This is a genomic window from Cellulomonas hominis, assembly GCF_901521055.1.
GTDB lineage: Bacteria > Actinomycetota > Actinomycetes > Actinomycetales > Cellulomonadaceae > Cellulomonas > Cellulomonas endometrii.
In genome coordinates this window covers 1-16,832 of the sequence record NZ_CABEGA010000071.1, presented here as the reverse complement: position 1 = coordinate 16,832, position 16,832 = coordinate 1, and the positions used below count along the sequence as shown (strand labels likewise).

The 16,832-nt window shown below is 74.4% G+C and carries 19 protein-coding genes and 1 pseudogene; 11 read left to right on the top strand and 9 right to left on the bottom strand.

The features are described 5' to 3' along the window. Window positions 1–217, bottom strand: a pseudogene (locus KJP73_RS19385) (hypothetical protein); the annotation flags it as partial. On the opposite strand from KJP73_RS19385, the gene KJP73_RS16660 reads away from it, so the two are divergent. After that, a complete protein-coding gene (locus tag KJP73_RS16660) occupies window positions 194–874 on the top strand; it encodes an inositol monophosphatase family protein (RefSeq protein ID WP_349628341.1) in 681 nt (226 codons plus the stop codon). The pseudogene KJP73_RS19385 and the gene KJP73_RS16660 sit on opposite strands and share 24 nt — an antisense overlap. A gap of 127 nt (window positions 875–1,001) precedes the next feature. After that, window positions 1,002–1,301, top strand: a complete 300-nt coding sequence (locus KJP73_RS16655; protein WP_146835284.1) for a DUF4193 domain-containing protein — start codon at window positions 1,002–1,004, stop codon at window positions 1,299–1,301. Between the two features lie 40 nt (window positions 1,302–1,341). Here the strand turns inward: KJP73_RS16655 and KJP73_RS16650 are convergent, their stop codons facing one another. Continuing rightward, window positions 1,342–1,839 carry a DUF3093 domain-containing protein gene (locus tag KJP73_RS16650; RefSeq protein ID WP_213283999.1) on the bottom strand — a complete coding sequence of 166 codons (498 nt, stop codon included), beginning with the start codon at window positions 1,837–1,839 and terminating at the stop codon, window positions 1,342–1,344. Between the two features lie 41 nt (window positions 1,840–1,880). Between KJP73_RS16650 and dut the strand changes: the two genes are divergently transcribed. The 4 genes from dut (at window position 1,881) to KJP73_RS16630 (ending at window position 4,323) form a co-directional block, all read left to right on the top strand. Continuing rightward, entirely contained in the window at window positions 1,881–2,354 is a 474-nt protein-coding gene (gene dut / locus KJP73_RS16645; RefSeq protein ID WP_213283998.1) for a dUTP diphosphatase, read from the top strand. 74 nt (window positions 2,355–2,428) lie between these two features. Further along, window positions 2,429–3,226, top strand: coding sequence for a DUF3710 domain-containing protein (locus tag KJP73_RS16640; RefSeq protein WP_213283997.1), 798 nt, complete (start codon window positions 2,429–2,431; stop codon window positions 3,224–3,226). Window position 3,227: 1 nt separating this feature from the next. Beyond that, window positions 3,228–3,608 (top strand): OB-fold nucleic acid binding domain-containing protein, encoded by a 381-nt coding sequence (locus KJP73_RS16635; protein ID WP_433995179.1) that lies wholly within the window; start codon window positions 3,228–3,230, stop codon window positions 3,606–3,608. Then, entirely contained in the window at window positions 3,601–4,323 is a 723-nt protein-coding gene (locus KJP73_RS16630) for a DUF3159 domain-containing protein (RefSeq protein ID WP_349628339.1), read from the top strand. The genes KJP73_RS16635 and KJP73_RS16630 overlap by 8 nt, the downstream gene beginning before the upstream one ends. Here KJP73_RS16630 and KJP73_RS16625 read toward each other — a convergent pair. Together KJP73_RS16625 and KJP73_RS16620 are read right to left on the bottom strand one after the other, a co-directional pair. Continuing rightward, window positions 4,232–4,930, bottom strand: coding sequence for a potassium channel family protein (locus KJP73_RS16625; RefSeq protein WP_213283996.1), 699 nt, complete (start codon window positions 4,928–4,930; stop codon window positions 4,232–4,234). The genes KJP73_RS16630 and KJP73_RS16625 overlap by 92 nt on opposite strands. Then, window positions 4,927–5,577: a potassium channel family protein gene (locus tag KJP73_RS16620; protein ID WP_213284000.1), complete on the bottom strand. Its 651-nt coding sequence runs from the start codon at window positions 5,575–5,577 to the stop codon at window positions 4,927–4,929. The genes KJP73_RS16625 and KJP73_RS16620 overlap by 4 nt, the downstream gene beginning before the upstream one ends. Window positions 5,578–5,682: 105 nt before the next feature. Here KJP73_RS16620 and KJP73_RS16615 point away from each other — a divergent pair, with 105 nt between their 5' ends. The 5 genes from KJP73_RS16615 (at window position 5,683) to KJP73_RS16595 (ending at window position 12,961) form a co-directional block, all read left to right on the top strand. After that, window positions 5,683–7,686 (top strand): APC family permease, encoded by a 2,004-nt coding sequence (locus tag KJP73_RS16615; protein WP_213283995.1) that lies wholly within the window; start codon window positions 5,683–5,685, stop codon window positions 7,684–7,686. Further along, window positions 7,676–8,962, top strand: a complete 1,287-nt coding sequence (locus KJP73_RS16610) for a class I SAM-dependent RNA methyltransferase (RefSeq protein WP_213283994.1) — start codon at window positions 7,676–7,678, stop codon at window positions 8,960–8,962. Before KJP73_RS16615 ends, KJP73_RS16610 begins: the two co-directional genes overlap by 11 nt. Before the next feature lie 106 nt (window positions 8,963–9,068). Then, window positions 9,069–9,254 carry a translation initiation factor 2 gene (locus tag KJP73_RS16605; protein WP_213283993.1) on the top strand — a complete coding sequence of 62 codons (186 nt, stop codon included), beginning with the start codon at window positions 9,069–9,071 and terminating at the stop codon, window positions 9,252–9,254. A 195-nt stretch (window positions 9,255–9,449) separates the two neighbouring features. Then, a complete protein-coding gene (locus KJP73_RS16600) occupies window positions 9,450–12,290 on the top strand; it encodes an aconitate hydratase (protein WP_213283992.1) in 2,841 nt (946 codons plus the stop codon). A gap of 104 nt (window positions 12,291–12,394) precedes the next feature. Continuing rightward, on the top strand, window positions 12,395–12,961 hold the full coding sequence (locus tag KJP73_RS16595; RefSeq protein ID WP_249669475.1) for a GNAT family N-acetyltransferase: 567 nt from the start codon (window positions 12,395–12,397) through the stop codon (window positions 12,959–12,961). Here KJP73_RS16595 and KJP73_RS16590 read toward each other — a convergent pair. The 5 genes from KJP73_RS16590 to KJP73_RS16570 form a co-directional block, all read right to left on the bottom strand. After that, entirely contained in the window at window positions 12,951–13,385 is a 435-nt protein-coding gene (locus KJP73_RS16590) for a DUF1801 domain-containing protein (RefSeq protein WP_213283990.1), read from the bottom strand. The two genes, KJP73_RS16595 and KJP73_RS16590, sit on opposite strands and share 11 nt — an antisense overlap. A gap of 56 nt (window positions 13,386–13,441) precedes the next feature. After that, window positions 13,442–14,353, bottom strand: coding sequence for a phosphotransferase (locus tag KJP73_RS16585; protein WP_213283989.1), 912 nt, complete (start codon window positions 14,351–14,353; stop codon window positions 13,442–13,444). 34 nt (window positions 14,354–14,387) lie between these two features. Continuing rightward, the gene (locus tag KJP73_RS16580; protein ID WP_213283988.1) at window positions 14,388–15,137 is read right to left on the bottom strand and encodes an EI24 domain-containing protein; all 750 of its coding nucleotides are present in this window, start codon (window positions 15,135–15,137) and stop codon (window positions 14,388–14,390) included. Window positions 15,138–15,148: 11 nt separating this feature from the next. Then, window positions 15,149–16,648 (bottom strand): MATE family efflux transporter, encoded by a 1,500-nt coding sequence (locus KJP73_RS16575; protein ID WP_213283987.1) that lies wholly within the window; start codon window positions 16,646–16,648, stop codon window positions 15,149–15,151. Next, the coding region (locus tag KJP73_RS16570; protein WP_213283986.1) for a hypothetical protein at window positions 16,633–16,832 on the bottom strand (200 nt) is incomplete at its 5' end. The genes KJP73_RS16575 and KJP73_RS16570, both read right to left, overlap by 16 nt.

Below are 16,832 nucleotides of genomic sequence, written 5' to 3'. Positions count from 1 at the left end.
GTTGCTGGCGCTGCGGTTCCGCCTGCAGGCGGAACCGCAGCGCCAGCAACCGCGTGCCGAGCACCACCACGACGGCGAGCACCTCGGTCGGCACCGACAGGGCGCCCTGCTGCCAGAGCAGGGCCGTGAGCAGCGCCCCGAGCGGGTCTCCGTCGCCGCGACGAAGTCCAGCGAGGTCGACCCGGTCACCGCCATGGACCTGGCCTCCGAGGCGCACCTGCGCGCCCTGCTCGCCGAGCACCGCCCCGACGACGGCGTCCTCGGGGAGGAGGACGGCTGGGTGCCGGGGACGACGGGCCTGACCTGGGTGCTGGACCCGATCGACGGCACCGTGAACTACCTGTACGGCGTCCCGGCGTACGCGGTGTCGGTCGGCGTGGTCGCGGGCGAGCCGGACCCGGAGCGGTGGACGGCCGTCGCGGGCTGCGTGCACGCGGTCCCGGACGGCCGCACCTACACGGCGGGCCGTGGGCTCGGCGCGTACCGGGACGGCGAGCGCCTCGCGGTGAACGCGCCGCGGTCGCTCGCCACGTCGCTCGTCGGGACGGGGTTCGGGTACCGGGCGGAGCGCCGGCGCGCGCAGGGCCGGGTGCTGGCGGAGCTGCTGCCCCAGGTCCGGGACATCCGGCGCATCGGCTCGGCCGCCCTGGACCTGTGCCGGGTGGCCGAGGGGACGCTCGACGTGGTCTACGAGCGGGGCCTCAACCCGTGGGACGTCGCGGCGGGCGAGATCATCGCGAGAGAGGCAGGTGCGCAGGTCAGCGGCCTGCGCGGGCGTGCGGCCAGCTCCGACATGACGGTCGTCGGCCCGGCGGAGACGGTCGCGGCGCTGGCCGCGCTGCTGGCGGATCTGGGTGCCGACGCCGACGACTGAGCGCGGCGTGGCGCCCCGCCCCAAAATAGGGCACAATCCGGGGCGCCTGACGGGAACAAACATCGCCTCCGGTGACTTGAGCCCGCGTACGCCGATCCACCGAACAGACGGAGCGTGACCACACCTCATGGCAACCGACTACGACGCCCCGCGCAAGACCGAGGAGGACCTGAGCGAGGACTCGCTGCAGGAGCTCCAGGCCCGGCGCTCCGACAAGAACTCGGGCGTGGTGGACGAGGACGAGACCGAAGCCGCTGAAGGGTTCGAGCTCCCCGGCGCGGACCTGTCCGGCGAGGAGCTCTCGGTCCGGGTGCTCCCGCGCCAGGCCGACGAGTTCACCTGCTCCAAGTGCTTCCTGGTCCATCACCGCAGCCAGCTCGCCTACGAGAAGGACGGCATGCCCGTCTGCTCGGAGTGCGCTGCCTGAGCCGCACCCGGGCGCGCGCCGTGCGCGCCCGCACCAGCCGTCACGACGCCGGCCGGACCCCCGTGGTCCGGCCGGCGTCGTCGTCGGTGCCGCCGGTCGCCAGCAGCGCGGCCGCCAGGGCCGCGGGGCGCCGCGTCGACACCACCCAGTAGGGCGTCGGGTCCGCGGGGTCGTCGATCTCGACGCGCACCGCCGTGCGCACCCACCCGCGCAGGCACAGGTGCGCGCGGGCGTCGAGGCCGGGGCCGAGCGCGTGCCGGGTGGCGTCGGCGTCCAGGGGCTGCGGGTCGCGCAGGAGCGTCAGCGGGATGTGCGCCGGCCCGGCGTGCAGCTCGCCGTCCTGCACCCGCACGCGGGTCGCGGACCGGACCGCCACCACGCCGGCCAGGACGAGCCCGGCGACCGCGCCGGCGATCCCCGCGGCGGTGCCGACCGGCCACAGCGCGATGCCGAGCATGGCGGCGAGCGCGGGCACGGCGACCCAGCCGGTGGGGGACGGCCAGAGCCGCTCGTCGAACGCGGGGGTGGTGGTCTGCACGTGCCCAGCATCCCACCCGCGCGGCGGTAGGGTCGGGGCCCGTGACCGACGAGACCCTGACCATCCAGCTCCGCCGGCTCGACGAGGGCGTGCCCGTCCCGGTGTACGCGCACCCGGGGGACGCGGGCGCCGACCTGGTGACCCGGGTCGACGCCACGATCGCCCCGGGGGAGCGGCAGACCCTGCCCACCGGCATCGCGATCGCGCTGCCCGAGGGCTACGCGGCGTTCGTGCACCCGCGCTCCGGCCTGGCGGCGAAGCACGGGCTGACCATCGTGAACGCGCCAGGGACGGTCGACGCGGGCTACCGCGGCGAGATCGCGGTCACGCTGCTCAACACGGACCGCTCCGAGCCGGTGGTGCTGCGCCGCGGCGACCGGGTGGCGCAGCTCGTGGTGCAGCGCGTCGAGCGGGCGCGGTTCGTCGAGGCCGACGAGCTGCCGGAGTCGGTGCGCGGCGCGGGCGGCTTCGGGTCCAGCGGAGGCTGGGCCTCCGCCCCCGGCGAACCCCGCTAGGTGCACCGCACCGTGCGGTCTACTGTGGACGTGTACGTGCCCGCGCGGCGGGCGACCCGGGGAAGGGACTGAGGGTGGCGCTATTCCGGCGCGGTGCGAAGGCTCGCACCGCCCAGGACGAGACCGAGGGCGGCGTGGACGTGGCCCCCGGCGCGACGGCAGAGCCGGCCGCCGAGCCGGCTGCCCACCTCACGGCCGAGCCGGAGGTGTCGTCGCCCGACGGGGTCGCCGCACCGGTCCCCGACCGCTCCGGCGGCCCCTGGGACTCCACCGAGGACGTCCCCGCGGGCCCGCGCGTCGACCTGGGCGCGCTGCGGCTCCCGGGCGTGCACGGCATGGAGCTCCGGATGGAGATCGACAAGAAGTCGCAGACCGTCACCGCGGTCGGTGTCACGCTGGACGGCTCGACGCTGCAGATGCAGGCGTTCGCCGCCCCGCGGACCGACGGCATCTGGGACGAGATCCGCGAGGAGATCGGCGAGTCGGTCCGCAAGCAGGGCGGCTCCGTGGACGACGTGCCCGGGCCGTTCGGCCGCGAGCTGCTCGCCCGGCTGCCCGTCCGCACCCCCGAGGGCCGCACCGGCCACCGCCCCGCGCGGTTCGTCGGCGTCGACGGTCCCCGCTGGTTCCTGCGCGGCGTCATCACCGGCCGCGCGGCGGTCGACGAGGAGGCCGCCGTGAAGATCGAGGACCTGTTCCGCCGCACGGTCGTGGTCCGGGGCACGGAGGCCCGCGCCCCGCGCGACCTGCTCGCGCTGCGCCTGCCCGGGCAGGCCGACGGCGTCACCCCCCAGACGGCGCCTGCCGCGGCGCCCGCCGTCGCCGACTTCGACCCGCTGAAGCGCGGGCCCGAGATCACGGAGATCCGCTGACATGACACCCCCCGTGTCGCTGCGAGAGAGCCTGCGCAAGGCCGTCGCCTCCCAGGAGGAGATCGAGGCCGACGAGGAGCGCGAGGACGCGGTCCGCGCGACGGGCTGCACGCCCGTCGCCGCCGCCACGGACCGGCACCGCGTGAAGGTGTCGGGCGTCATCCGGTCCGTCGTGCTGCGCCCCCGCCAGGGCGTGCCCGCGCTGGAGGCCGAGCTGTACGACGGCAGCGGCACCGTCCAGCTCGTCTGGCTGGGCCGCCGGGAGATCGCCGGCATCGAGCCGGGCCGTCGCCTGAAGGTCGAGGGTCTCGTCTGCTCCCGCGAGGGCCGGCGGTCCATGTTCAACCCCCGCTACGAGCTGCGCGCGCGCCCCGGTGAGTGACCCGACGCCCGCGCCGGGCGCCGCCGTGCCCGCCCGCGGGATGCGGGCGCTCGACGCCGAGGAGTTCTCGTTCGCCGAGGCCGTCGGCGGGGTGCGCGGGGCGGTCGAGTCCGTCGCCCCGGGCCTCGTGTTCGTCGTGGTGTTCGTCGCCGGCGGCCAGCGGCTCGCGCCCGCGCTGATCGCGGCGGCGGCGACCGCCCTGGTCGCGGTGGTCGCGCGCCTCGTGCAGCGCAGCCCCCTGACGCAGGCCCTGTCGGGCGTGCTCGGCGTGGGCATCGGCGTGATCTGGGCCTGGCGGTCCGGGCGGGCGGAGGACTACTTCGCCTGGGGGCTGCTGACCAACGTCGGGTACCTCGCCGCGTTCGTGGTGTCCGTGCTCGTGAGGTGGCCGCTCGTCGGCGTCGTGGTCGGGCTGTTCCGCCCGGACGGCCCGATGTCGTCGTCCGGCTCGTGGGCCGGGGCCGTCGCGTGGCGCCAGGAGCCGGCCCTGCGCCGGCGGTACGCGCTCGCGACCTGGCTCTGGGCCGGGATGTTCGCGCTGCGCCTGCTGGTGCAGGTCCCGCTGTACTACGCCGGCGAGGTCGCCTGGCTCGGGACCGCGAAGCTCGTGATGGGCGTCCCGCTCACCGCGGTCGTGCTGTGGGTGAGCTGGATTCTGGTACGCGGCTCGACAGCAGCGCGGCCAGATCCTGCTCCGACGCGTCGCGCCCCGTGACGAACAGCAGCTCGTCGCGCCCCTCCAGGGTGTCGTCCGGGCTGGGGGAGAACGGCCGGTCGTCGCGCACGACGCACGCCAGCACCGTGTCGGCGGGCCACGCGATCTGACCGACCAGCCGGCCGGCGAGCGGGGAGTCCTCGGGCAGCGTGAGCTCCAGGATGTCGGCGCCGGACTGGTGGAACGTGAAGATCCGCACCAGGTCGCCGACCGAGACGGCCTCCTCGATCATCGCCGTCATGATCCGCGGCGTGGACACCGCGACGTCGACGCCCCAGGCCTCGTCGAACATCCACTCGTTCTTCGGGTTGTTCACCCGGGCGACGGTGCGCGGCACGCCGTACTCCGTCTTCGCGAGCAGCGAGATCACCAGGTTGGCCTTGTCGTCGCCCGTCGCGGCCACGACCACGTCGCACTCGTCGGTCCGGGCCTGCGTGAGGGTGGGCAGCTCGCAGGCGTCCGCGAGCAGCCAGTCGGCGTCGGCGACCTGCGCCACCCGCATCGCGGACGGCTGCCGGTCGATGAGCGTGACCTCGTGGTCGTTCGCGAGCAGCTCGCGCGCGATGGACCGGCCGACGGACCCCGCCCCGGCGATGACGACCCTCATGCCTTGACCTCCGGTGCCGCGGTGACGATGCGCTCGACGGTGGCGGACTCGTCCCGCCGCATGAGCAGGTGCACGATGTCGTTCTCCTGCAGGACGGACTGGGCGTCGGGGAGCACCCCGTCGCCGTAGCGGGTGACGAAGGCGACGCGGGCGCCGGTGGCGTCCTCGATCGCGCGCAGGGGCCGGCCGACCCAGCCCTCGTGCACGTCCACCTCGGCCAGCACGATCTGGCCGGACGCGTCGGTGAACTCGCCGGTGGCGCCCATCGGCAGCAGGCGGCGGAGCACCTGGTCGGCGGTCCACCGCACGGTCGCCACCGTCGGGATGCCGAGGCGCTGGTAGATCTCCGCGCGGTGCGGGTCGTAGATGCGGGCGACGACGTTCTCGACGCCGAACGTCTCGCGTACGACGCGCGCGGCCAGGATGTTGGAGTTGTCGCCGTCCGACACGGCCGCGAACCCGAACGCGTCCTCGATGCCGGCCTGCTGCAGCGTGTCGCGGTCGAACCCGAGCCCGGTGACCTTGCTGCCGGCGTACTCGGGGTCCAGGCGGCGGAACGAGTCGGGGTTCTGGTCGATCACCGCGACGGAGTGGCCCGCGCTCTCCAGCGACTGCGCGAGCGTGGCCCCGGCGCGGCCGCAGCCCATGATGACGAAGTGCACAACGCGGAACGCTATACCTAGCGCGCAGTCCACGGGGACCCAGGAGGTCCCGGTCACGCCCGGGCGCCGTGGGGCCTAGCATGGTCACTCGTGCCGGACCTCGGAGATGCCGCCAAACGTTTGCTGCTGGGCCGACCGGTCCGGAGCGAGAACCTCGGTCACACCCTCCTGCCGAAGCGGATCGCGCTGCCGATCTTCGCGTCGGACGCGCTGTCGTCCGTCGCGTACGCCCCGGACGAGGTGCTGCTGACCCTCGCGCTGGCCGGTGTCGGCGCCACGATGATCTCCCCGTGGGTCGGCCTGGCCGTCGTCGTGGTGATGGCGACCGTCATCGCCTCGTACCGCCAGAACGTGCACGCGTACCCGTCGGGCGGCGGTGACTACGAGGTCGCGACCGTCAACCTCGGCCCCCGGGCGGGCGTCACCGTGGCGAGCGCGCTGCTCGTCGACTACGTGCTCACCGTGGCGGTGTCGGTGTCGTCGGGGGCGCAGTACGCGGCCTCGGCCGTGCCGGCGCTGCGGGGCCACGAGACGACGTTCGCGGTGGTCGTGGTCGTGCTCCTGACCCTGGCGAACCTCCGCGGCGTCCGGGAGTCGGGGCGCGCGTTCGCCGTCCCGGTGTACCTGTTCATGATCGCCGTGGGGTCCGTGGCGGTGGTCGGGTTCGTGCAGTACCTCACGGGGAACCTGCACCAGGCCGCGACGCACGACCTGACGATCGTGCCGTCCGAGGGGTTCGAGCAGGGGCTGACCGGCGCGGCGGGGGCGTTCCTCGTGCTGCGCGCGTTCGCGTCCGGGTCGGCCGCGCTGACCGGTGTCGAGGCCATCAGCAACGGCGTGCCGTCGTTCCGCAAGCCGAAGTCCCGCAACGCGGCCACGACGCTGCTGCTGCTCGGGACGCTGTCGGTGTTCCTCATCATGTCGATCCTCACGCTCGCGAACCTCACGGGCGTGCACTACGTCGAGGACCCCGCGACGCAGCTGCTGCGCGACGGCGTCCCCGTCGGCGAGGACTACGTCCAGGACCCGGTGATCGGGCAGCTCGCGCAGACGATCTTCGCGTCGTTCCCGCCGGCGTTCTACGCCGTGGCGGTCGTGACCGGCCTCATCCTCGTGCTCGCCGCGAACACGGCGTTCAACGGCTTCCCGGTGCTCGGCTCGATCCTCGCGAAGGACGGCTACCTGCCGCGCCAGCTGCACACGCGCGGCGACCGGCTCGCGTTCTCCAACGGCATCGTCGCCCTGGCCGCCGGGGCGATCGCGCTCATCGTCGCGTTCGACGCCCAGGTCACGCGGCTGATCCAGCTGTACATCGTGGGCGTGTTCGTGTCGTTCACGCTGTCCCAGCTCGGCATGATCCGGCACTGGACGCGCGAGCTGCGCACCCAGCCGGACCCGACCCGCCGCTCGCAGATGGTGCGCTCGCGCGTCATCAACGCGGTCGGCTTCGGCATGACCGCGACGGTGCTGGTGATCGTGCTCATCACCAAGTTCATGCTCGGCGCCTGGATCGCGATCCTCGCGATGATCGTCGTGTTCATCGGCATGCAGGGCATCCGGAGGCACTACGACACCGTGCGCGACGAGCTCGCGCTGGGCGAGGACCTCACGTCCGCGCGGGCGCTGCCCAGCCGGGTGCACGCCATCGTGCTGGTCTCGCACCTGCACCGCCCCACGATGCGCGCGATCGCCTACGCCCGCGCGTCCCGGCCGCAGGTGCTCGAGGCCGTGACCGTCGGCGTCGACCCCGCGGAGGCGCAGGCCCTGCGCGACCAGTGGGAGGCGATGGACCTGCCGGTGCCGCTGCGCATCCTGGACTCGCCGTTCCGCGAGATCACGCGGCCGATCATCACCTACGTCCGCTCGATCCGGCGGGACAGCCCGCGGGACCTGGTGGTCGTCTACATCCCGGAGTACGTCGTCGGGCACTGGTGGGAGCAGCTGCTCCACAACCAGAGCGCCCTGCGGCTCAAGGGCCGGCTGCTGTTCACCCCCGGGGTCGTCGTGGCGTCGGTGCCGTGGCAGCTCGCGTCGACGGAAGGTCAGACCGGAATGGAAGAGCACGTGCGCAGGACGACGTCCCGTGGGCTCTGAGCGGAGGGCCACGGCGGCCGGGCAGCCGTTCGCGGGCGACGTGGTGGAGCTGGAGATCGGACCGGTGGCCCACGGCGGTCACTGCGTCGCGCGGCTGCGGACCGCCGGCGACGACGGGCCCGGGCGGGTGGTGTTCGTGCGGCACACCCTGCCGGGCGAGCGCGTGCTCGCGCGGCTGACCGACACCGGCTCGAAGGCGTCGTTCTGGCGCGCGGACGCCGTCGAGGTGCTGGAGGCGTCGCCGGACCGCGTCGAGTCGCCGTGGCCGGAGTCCGGCCCCGGCGGCGTGGGCGGTGGCGAGCTGGCCCACGTGCGGCTCGACGCGCAGCGCGCCTGGAAGTCCGCGGTGCTCGGCGAGCAGCTGCACCGGCTCGCGAAGGTCGACCGCGACGTCCCGGTGCACGCGCTGCCCGGCGACGACGAGCGCGGCGGCCTGGGGTGGCGGACGCGCGTGTCGTTCCTCGCGGACCGCGAGGGCCGCCTCGGCATGCGCCGGTTCCGGTCGCACGACGTGCTGCACGTGGACCGGATGCCGCTGATGAGCGACGCGCTCGCCGAGCTGGACCTGCTCGGCCGGCGGTGGACGGGCGGCGTCCGGGTCGACGCCGTCGCCCCCGCCGACGGGGACCAGCCCGTCGTGCTCGTCGACGACCAGCCGTTCGACCTGCGCCGCGGCAAGGTCGACCCCCGCCCGAACGCCCGGTCCGCGGTGCGCGAGCGCGTCCGGGTCGGCGAGCGCGAGTGGGCGTACCGCGTCGCCGCCGCCGGGTTCTGGCAGGTGCACCGCGAGGCGCCGGCCACGCTCACCGGCGCGGTGCTCGGCGCGCTCGGCGACGTCGACGGCGCCACCGTCCTGGACCTGTACTCCGGGGCCGGCCTGTTCACGCTGCCGCTCGCGGACGCGGTGGGGGAGCAGGGCTCCGTCGTCGCTGTCGAGGGCGACGCGCGCGCCGTCAAGGACGCCCGGCGCAACGCGCACGACCGCCCGCAGGTGGCGCTGCACGCGGGCGACGTCGCGGCGGTGCTCGGCGGGCTCGGCGGCCGGGCGGACGCCGTCGTGCTCGACCCGCCGCGGGTCGGTGCGGGCCGGGACGTCGTGCGGGCCGTGTCGGCGCTCGCTCCGGACCGCGTCGTGTACGTGGCGTGCGACCCCGCCGCCCTGGCCCGGGACGTCGCGTACTTCGCCGAGGACGGCTACGCCCTGGCGGACGTCACGGGGTACGACCTGTTCCCCATGACGCACCACGTCGAGGCGGTCGCGGTCCTCCAGCGCTGAGACGCGCAGGTCCGCCGGTGCGGAACCCTCGCGCGCGACCGTCCCGCGGCCTAGCGTGGAGGCGGGCGCCCGGCCCGCGGCGCCCCGGGACCGGAAGGAGTCGACGATGACGACAGCGCACCAGGGTGACGCCCGCGAGTCCGCCGCGGAGGCGACGCGTCGCGTGGCCGAGGCCAGCCGCCGCGCGTCCGCCGAGCTGCACAAGCAGGGCACCCCGGACTACGACCCGCGTCAGCACCAGAAGGCCGTGGAGCGGGAGCGCCGCGCCGCGCAGGGGACCGACCGGCAGTAGCCCCGGCCGCCTCCCGCCGCACCTCCGGCTGCACCCCCCGCCGCACCTCCCGTCACGGCACGCGACGGTGCCGCGCGCCCCCTCGCGCGTCGCCGCCGAGGCCTCGACGCGGTACGATGTATCTTGACGTCAAGATACTTGCCCCACCCCGGCCGACCCCCATGCGGCCGCACTCGCCCAACGAAGGAGCCCACTGTGAGCAGCGTCGACAGCTTCGGGTCGAAGTCCCGGCTGCAGGTCGCCGACGAGACCTACGAGATCTTCCGGCTGGACGCCGTCCCCGGGACCGAGAAGCTGCCGTACAGCCTCAAGGTGCTGGCGGAGAACCTGCTGCGGACCGAGGACGGCGCGAACATCACCGCCGACCACGTCCGCGCGCTCGCCGCCTGGGACCCCGCGGCGCAGCCCGACACCGAGATCCAGTTCACGCCCGGCCGCGTGATCATGCAGGACTTCACCGGCGTGCCCTGCGTCGTCGACCTGGCCACCATGCGCGAGGCCGTCGCGGAGCTCGGCGGCGACCCGGCCCGGATCAACCCGCTCGCCCCGGCCGAGCTGGTCATCGACCACTCCGTGCAGATCGACGTCGCCGGCCGCCGCGACGCGTTCGAGCGCAACGTCGAGCTCGAGTACCAGCGCAACCACGAGCGCTACCAGTTCCTGCGGTGGGGCCAGACGGCGTTCGACGACTTCAAGGTCGTCCCGCCGGGCACCGGCATCGTGCACCAGGTCAACATCGAGTACCTGGCCCGGGGCGTCATGACGCGCGAGGTCGACGGCGCGCTCCGCGCCTACCCCGACACCTGCGTCGGCACCGACTCGCACACCACCATGGTCAACGGCCTGGGCGTGCTGGGCTGGGGCGTCGGCGGCATCGAGGCCGAGGCCGCCATGCTCGGCCAGCCGGTGTCGATGCTCATCCCGCGCGTCGTCGGCTTCAAGCTCACCGGCTCCATCCCGCCCGGCGTGACCGCGACCGACGTGGTGCTGACCATCACCGAGCAGCTGCGCCAGCACGGCGTGGTCGGCAAGTTCGTCGAGTTCTACGGCGACGGCGTCGCGGCGGTCCCGCTCGCGAACCGCGCCACCATCGGCAACATGAGCCCCGAGTTCGGCTCGACCTGCGCCATCTTCCCGATCGACCAGGTCACGATCGACTACCTGCGGCTCACCGGCCGCTCCGAGCAGCAGCTCGCCCTCGTCGAGGCGTACGCCAAGGAGCAGGGCATGTGGCTCGACCCGGCGGCGGGCGCGGCCGACGCGGTGTACTCCGAGTACCTCGAGCTCGACCTGTCGACCGTCGTCCCGTCGATCGCCGGCCCGAAGCGCCCGCAGGACCGCATCGAGCTGACCGCGGCCAAGGAGTCGTTCGCGACGTCGATCCTCGACTACGTCGACGCCGACGAGGCCGCGCCGTTCACGGGCGCCGCCCGCAGCTTCACGGGCCTGGACGAGTCCGTCGACGAGACGTTCCCCGCCTCCGACCCGATCGCTGCGGGGGAGCACGCCGACGCGAGCGACGCCCCGGCGCACGTCGCCGGCGGCGACAGCAGCCACCGCCCGCACAAGCGGGTCCCGGTCACGCTGGCGGACGGCACGCAGTCCGAGCTCGACCACGGCGCCGTCGTGATCGCCTCGATCACGTCCTGCACCAACACGTCGAACCCGTCGGTGATGCTCGCCGCCGCCCTGCTGGCCCGCAAGGCCGTCGAGCGCGGCCTGACGGCCAAGCCGTGGGTCAAGACCTCGATGGCCCCCGGGTCGCAGGTCGTCACGAACTACTACGAGAAGGCCGGCCTGTGGCCGTACCTGGAGAAGCTGGGCTTCCACCTGGTCGGGTACGGCTGCGCCACCTGCATCGGCAACTCCGGCCCGCTGCCGGAGGAGGTCTCGGCGGTCGTCAACGAGCACGACCTGTCGGTCGTCTCCGTGCTGTCCGGCAACCGCAACTTCGAGGGCCGCATCAACCCCGACGTGAAGATGAACTACCTGGCGTCCCCGCCGCTGGTCATCGCGTACGCGCTCGCCGGGACGATGGACTTCGACTTCGCGAACGAGCCGCTCGGGCACGACGACGCCGGGCAGCCGGTGTTCCTCACCGACATCTGGCCGACGCCGGAGGAGGTCCAGGCGACCATCGACGCGTCCATCGACCGCCAGATGTTCGAGGCCGACTACGCCGACGTCTTCGCGGGCGACGACCGGTGGCGGTCCCTGCAGACGCCCGAGGGCGACACGTTCGCCTGGGACCCGGAGTCGACCTACGTGCGCAAGCCCCCGTACTTCGAGGGCATGGGCGCCGAGCCCGCGCCGGTCGCGGACGTCACCGGCGCCCGCGTGCTGGCCAAGCTCGGCGACTCGGTCACGACCGACCACATCAGCCCCGCGGGGTCCATCAAGGCGGACAGCCCGGCCGGGACCTACCTCGCGGAGCACGGCGTCGAGCGCCGGGACTTCAACTCCTACGGCTCGCGCCGCGGCAACCACGAGGTGATGATCCGCGGCACGTTCGCGAACATCCGGCTGCGCAACCAGCTCGTGCCGGGCGTCGAGGGCGGCTTCACGGTCAACCACCTGACCGGCGAGCAGACCTCGATCTACGACGCCGCCCAGGCGTACGCGGAGGCCGGCGTCCCGCTGGTCATCCTCGGCGGCAAGGAGTACGGCTCCGGCTCGTCCCGCGACTGGGCGGCCAAGGGCACGGCGCTCCTGGGCGTCAAGGCCGTCATCACCGAGTCGTTCGAGCGGATCCACCGGTCGAACCTCATCGGCATGGGCGTGCTCCCGCTGCAGTTCCCCGCCGGCGAGTCGGCCGACTCCCTCGGGCTGGACGGCACCGAGACGTTCGCGATCGCGGGCATCACGGAGCTCAACGAGGGCACCACCCCGCGGACCGTGCACGTCACCGCGACCAAGGCCGACGGCTCCGTCGTGGAGTTCGACGCCGTGGTCCGGATCGACACCCCCGGCGAGGCGGACTACTACCGCAACGGCGGCATCCTGCAGTACGTGCTCCGCTCGCTCGTCGCGGCCTGACGCACCGACCCGGCGCCCCCACCACCCCCGCGGTGGTGGGGGCGCCGTCGTGCGTGGACGAAATGCGCTGCGGCCGCGTGGGACCGCCCGCTAGCCTCGCGGCCGTGATCCACACCGACGCCCTCGCCCCCGTGCCCACGCTCGTCACCCCGCGGCTGCGCCTCGTGCCGCTCGGGCCCGAGCACCTGGACGACACGTGGGAGGCGCTCCAGGACGCCGAGTCGATGCGGCTCACGGGCACCCGCGCGTCGTTCACCCGCGAGCAGGTCGCCGCGCACCTCGCACGGGTCGGCGCCGATCCGGAGCGGGGCGACTGGGCGATCACGCTCGCCGACGACGGCCGCTACGTCGGGGAGGTCGTCCTCAACGACCTGGAGCCCGACGACGCCGCGATGAACGTCCGCATCGCGCTGGCCGCCGGCATGCCGGGGCGCGGGTACGGCACCGAGGCGATGACGGCCGTGCTCGACCACGCGTTCGGCACGGTGGGCCTGCACCGCGTGAGCCTCGACGTGTTCGCGTTCAACCCGCGGGCGCAGCGCTCCTACGAGAAGGCGGGGTTCGTGGTCGAGGGGCGGCAGCGGGACACGCTGCTGTGGGACGGCGAGTGGACGGACTCCGTGCTCATGGGCGTGCTGGCGACGGACCCGCGGCCGACGTTCAGGCGGTGACGCTGCCGGGCGGGTCCGTGGTGAGCGTCCGCCAGCTGCGGGCCAGCACCCGCTCGAGCACCGTGAGGTCCACCTGCTCGAGGTCCTTGAGGTAGAGGCACCCCTTGCCGACGGTGTGCGGGCCCAGCGCGGCCAGGTCGTCCGCGTGCGCCTCGATGCCGTCCATCAGGTAGACCGTCGTCGCGGCCTTGCGCGGCGAGAACGAGGCGGCCGGCCACTCGCCGGTGCGGCCGCTGCCGTACCGGTACGCGTACCGCCCGAACCCGACGATCGACGGCCCCCACATCACGGGCTGCTCGCCCGTGACGCGCTCCAGGAGCTCCAGGAGGGTCTCCGCGTCCCGGCGGCGGGCCGCGGGCGACGCCTCGGCGAGGAAGGCGTGGACGTCGGCGTCGGTGGGTGCGGTCTTCGCGGTCTCGGCCATGCGCCCATGATGCGCCCGGGCCGTCGCACGGTCCGCCACGCGGGGCGGCGGGCGGGTCAGGCGAGCAGCTCGCGCACGGCGTGGGCGCCGATCGCCGCGATCGTGGGGTCGTCGTCGCCGTGCGTCACCATCGCCGACGCCATCACGAGCGCCCAGCCCGCCGCGCGGCGCCAGCGGCCGGAGTCGGGGGCGCCGTCGGCCGCGTCGGCGAGCGCGTCCGTGCGGCCCCGGAACGCGGCCCGCCCGTCGGCGTCGAAGGTGAGCCAGGCGGTGGCCAGGTCGCACGCGGGGTCGCCACCGGTGACGTCGCCGAAGTCCAGCAGCGCCACCAGCTCGCCGCCGCGCGTCACGAGGTTCGCGGGGTGCGGGTCGCCGTGCGCCCACACCGCCGGGCCGGGCCACGCCGGCGCGGCCAGGGCGTCGTGCCACAGCGCGGTGGCGCGGGAGCGTGCGTCGGGCACCAGGTGGTCGAGGTGGCCGGCGGCGAGCCGTTCCGTGAACGCGGCACGCCGGCCGGCGAGCGCGCCGCCGCGGACCGGGTTCACGGGCGCGCCCGCCGGGGCAGGGACGTGCAGCGCCGCGAGGGCCGACGCCAGGGCGGGTGCCCAGGCGGTGCGGTCCGCGACGGGCTCGTCGGCCGCGGACCGCCCGGTGAACCACGGCACGACGCTCCACGACCAGGCGAACGTGGCGCTCGGCACGCCGACGCGGACCGGCGCGGGGACCGGCACCGGGCAGAGCCGCGCGAGCAGGGGGAGCCACTGCTGCTCGTGCTCGACGAGACGGGCGGCCGCCGCGCGACGGGGGAGCCGCACCGCGAGGTCGTCACCCAGCCGGAACGTGGCGTTGTCCCAGCCGTGCGCGACCAGCCGCACCTCCCGCCCCGCGAGATCGGGGTGCTGCTCGGTGAGCAGCGCCCGCACCAGGTCCGCGGTGAGGTCGACCTCGGCGGGCGGCTTGACGGGCACGGTGCAGGCTCCTTCGCGGGACGGACCCGCCACGCTACCGGAGCGTCGTGGCCGCCCTCGGAGCCGGCACCACGGACTGCGCCAGCAGCGTCGCGCCCACGACGGCGGCCGGCATCGTCGCGACCGCCCCGCCCGGGACCAGGAAGCACAGCTGCGTGGCGACGCCGAAGCCGAGCGTGCGCCCGCGGTGCGCGCGCAGCAGCGCGTTGCGCCCCCGCCGGTCGATCCCCCGAGCCAGCAGGGCGCGGGACGTCAGCTCGTGGGCCAGCAGCCACCCGGTGAGCACCACGCCCGCCGTCCAGCCGAGCGCCGCGCCGACGACCGGGACGAGGCCCAGCGCGCCCGCGAGGGCGGCCGCCACGAGGCCCCGCGTCAGCAGCGCCAGCCCGTCCGCGGCGCCCCGCCAGAAACCGGTCGGCTCCTGCGGCACCGCGCCGGTGACGTCCTGCTCCACCGCGCGCCAGATGCGGTCGTAGAACGGCTCGCCGACCGCCAGCGTGAGGGCCGTGAACGTGACGACGACGAGGACGAGCGTGCCGGCGAGCACCACCCCCTGGGCCGCGAGCTCGGCGGCGCGCTCGAGGCGCGGCGACCAGCCGTCGGCGAACGGGGTGAGCCCCTCGCCGACGACGTCCAGGTTGACCACCAGCGTGATCAGCGCGGCGAGCACGAACGCCCCGACCACCGCCGCCGGGATCAGCCCGCGCGCCATCGCCCCGGGACGCCGGCGCCACCAGCCCCATCCGCGTCCGAGCAGGCGGACACCCTCCACGACCTCGCGCACGGCACCGCAGCCTAGGGCGCGGCGGGCGTACCGGCGACGCGGAGCCCGCCGGTGTGCGCGGGCTCGTCCGTGCCGTCGCGGGGCTGCGGCACCACGGCGTCGACGACCATCGACCCGTCCGTCGGACCCTCGACCGGCACCGGGGGCGGCGTCGCCTCGACCCGGCTCATCGGCGCGACCGGCAGGCCGGCCAGGTGCCGGTGCGCCCGCACGTACGCGGGCACCAGCAGCACCACCGCCCCCGCCCAGGCGAGCGGGTTGCCCCACACCACCCCGACGAACCCGAACGCCCCGCCCAGCACGATCGCCGCGCCGACGCGCATCACCAGCTCCACGACCCCCGTCAGCGTCGGGACCCCGGTGTGCCCGAGGCCCTGCAGCGCGCCGCGCAGGACGAACAGCACGCCCAGCAGCACGTACAGCGCGGCGTTGACCTGCAGGAACTGCGTCGCCAGCGCCACCACCTCGTCCTCGCCGGCACCGACGAACAGGCGGACCAAGGTCGTGCCCGAGACGATCAGGAGCGCGCCGAGGACCACCGAGCCCGCCACCGCCAGCCACGACGCCTGCACGACGCCCCGCCGGATGCGGTCCGGCCGGCCGCCGCCCAGGTTCTGCGCGACGAACATCGACACCGCGAGGCCCAGCGACTGCAGCAGCGCCACCGCCAGCCCGTCCACCCGCGACGCCGTCGTGTAGGCCGCGACGGCGTCGGAGCCGAGCTCGTTCAGCCGCACCTGCACGGCCAGCGCGCCGATCGCGATGATCGACGCCTGGAAGCCCATCGGCAGGCCGAGCCGCAGGTGCTCCGCGACCTCCGCCCGCGCGCCCCGCCAGTCCTCGCGGCGCACGTGCAGCACCGGGACGCGACGCCGCACCAGGTCCAGGCACAGCAGCACGGACACCGCCTGCGACAGGACCGTCGCCAGCGCCGCACCACCGACCCCCAGGCCCGCCGGCCCGACGAGCAGGACGACGAGCCCGACGTTCAGCGCGCATGCCAGCGTGAGGAACAGCAGGGGCGTGCGGGAGTCGCCGATCGCCCGGATGATCGCCGACAGGTAGTTGAAGGACATCAGCGCCCCGGCGCCGAGGAAGCTCACCTGCGCGAACGTCGTCGCCTCCGCCATCAGCTCCTCGGGGGTGCGCAGCAGCTCCAGCGCGGGCCCGGCGAGCAGCGGCGCGGCCACCGTGAGCAGCACGCTCGCGGCGCCGGTGAGGATCGTGCCCGCACCGACCGACCGGCGGACCGCCGCGGCGTCGTGCGCGCCGAACGCCTGCGCCGTCGGGATCGCGAACCCCGACGTCATGCCCCACGCGAAGCCGAGCAGCAGGAACAGCAGGCTGCCGGTCGCGCCCACGGCCGCGAGGGAGCCCACACCGAGGTGCCGGCCGACGACCACCGCGTCGACGAGCTGGTAGAGCTGTTGGACGACGTTGCCCACCAGCAGGGGGACGGCGAACGCGAGGATGACACGCCAGGGGCTGCCGGCGGTCAGGACCTTGGCCATGACGAGGGGACTCCGGGACAGGGGAGGGACTGCCTCTTATACACATTTCCGAGCCCACCAGACGCTACGCCATCCCGTATGTCGTCTTCTGCTTGGAAATATACTAATTTTCTCCACTTATTTCTTTCCTTTTTCTTTATAGCCACCACTTGATTCTTGTATCGCTTTTCCTTCCCTCTTTTTT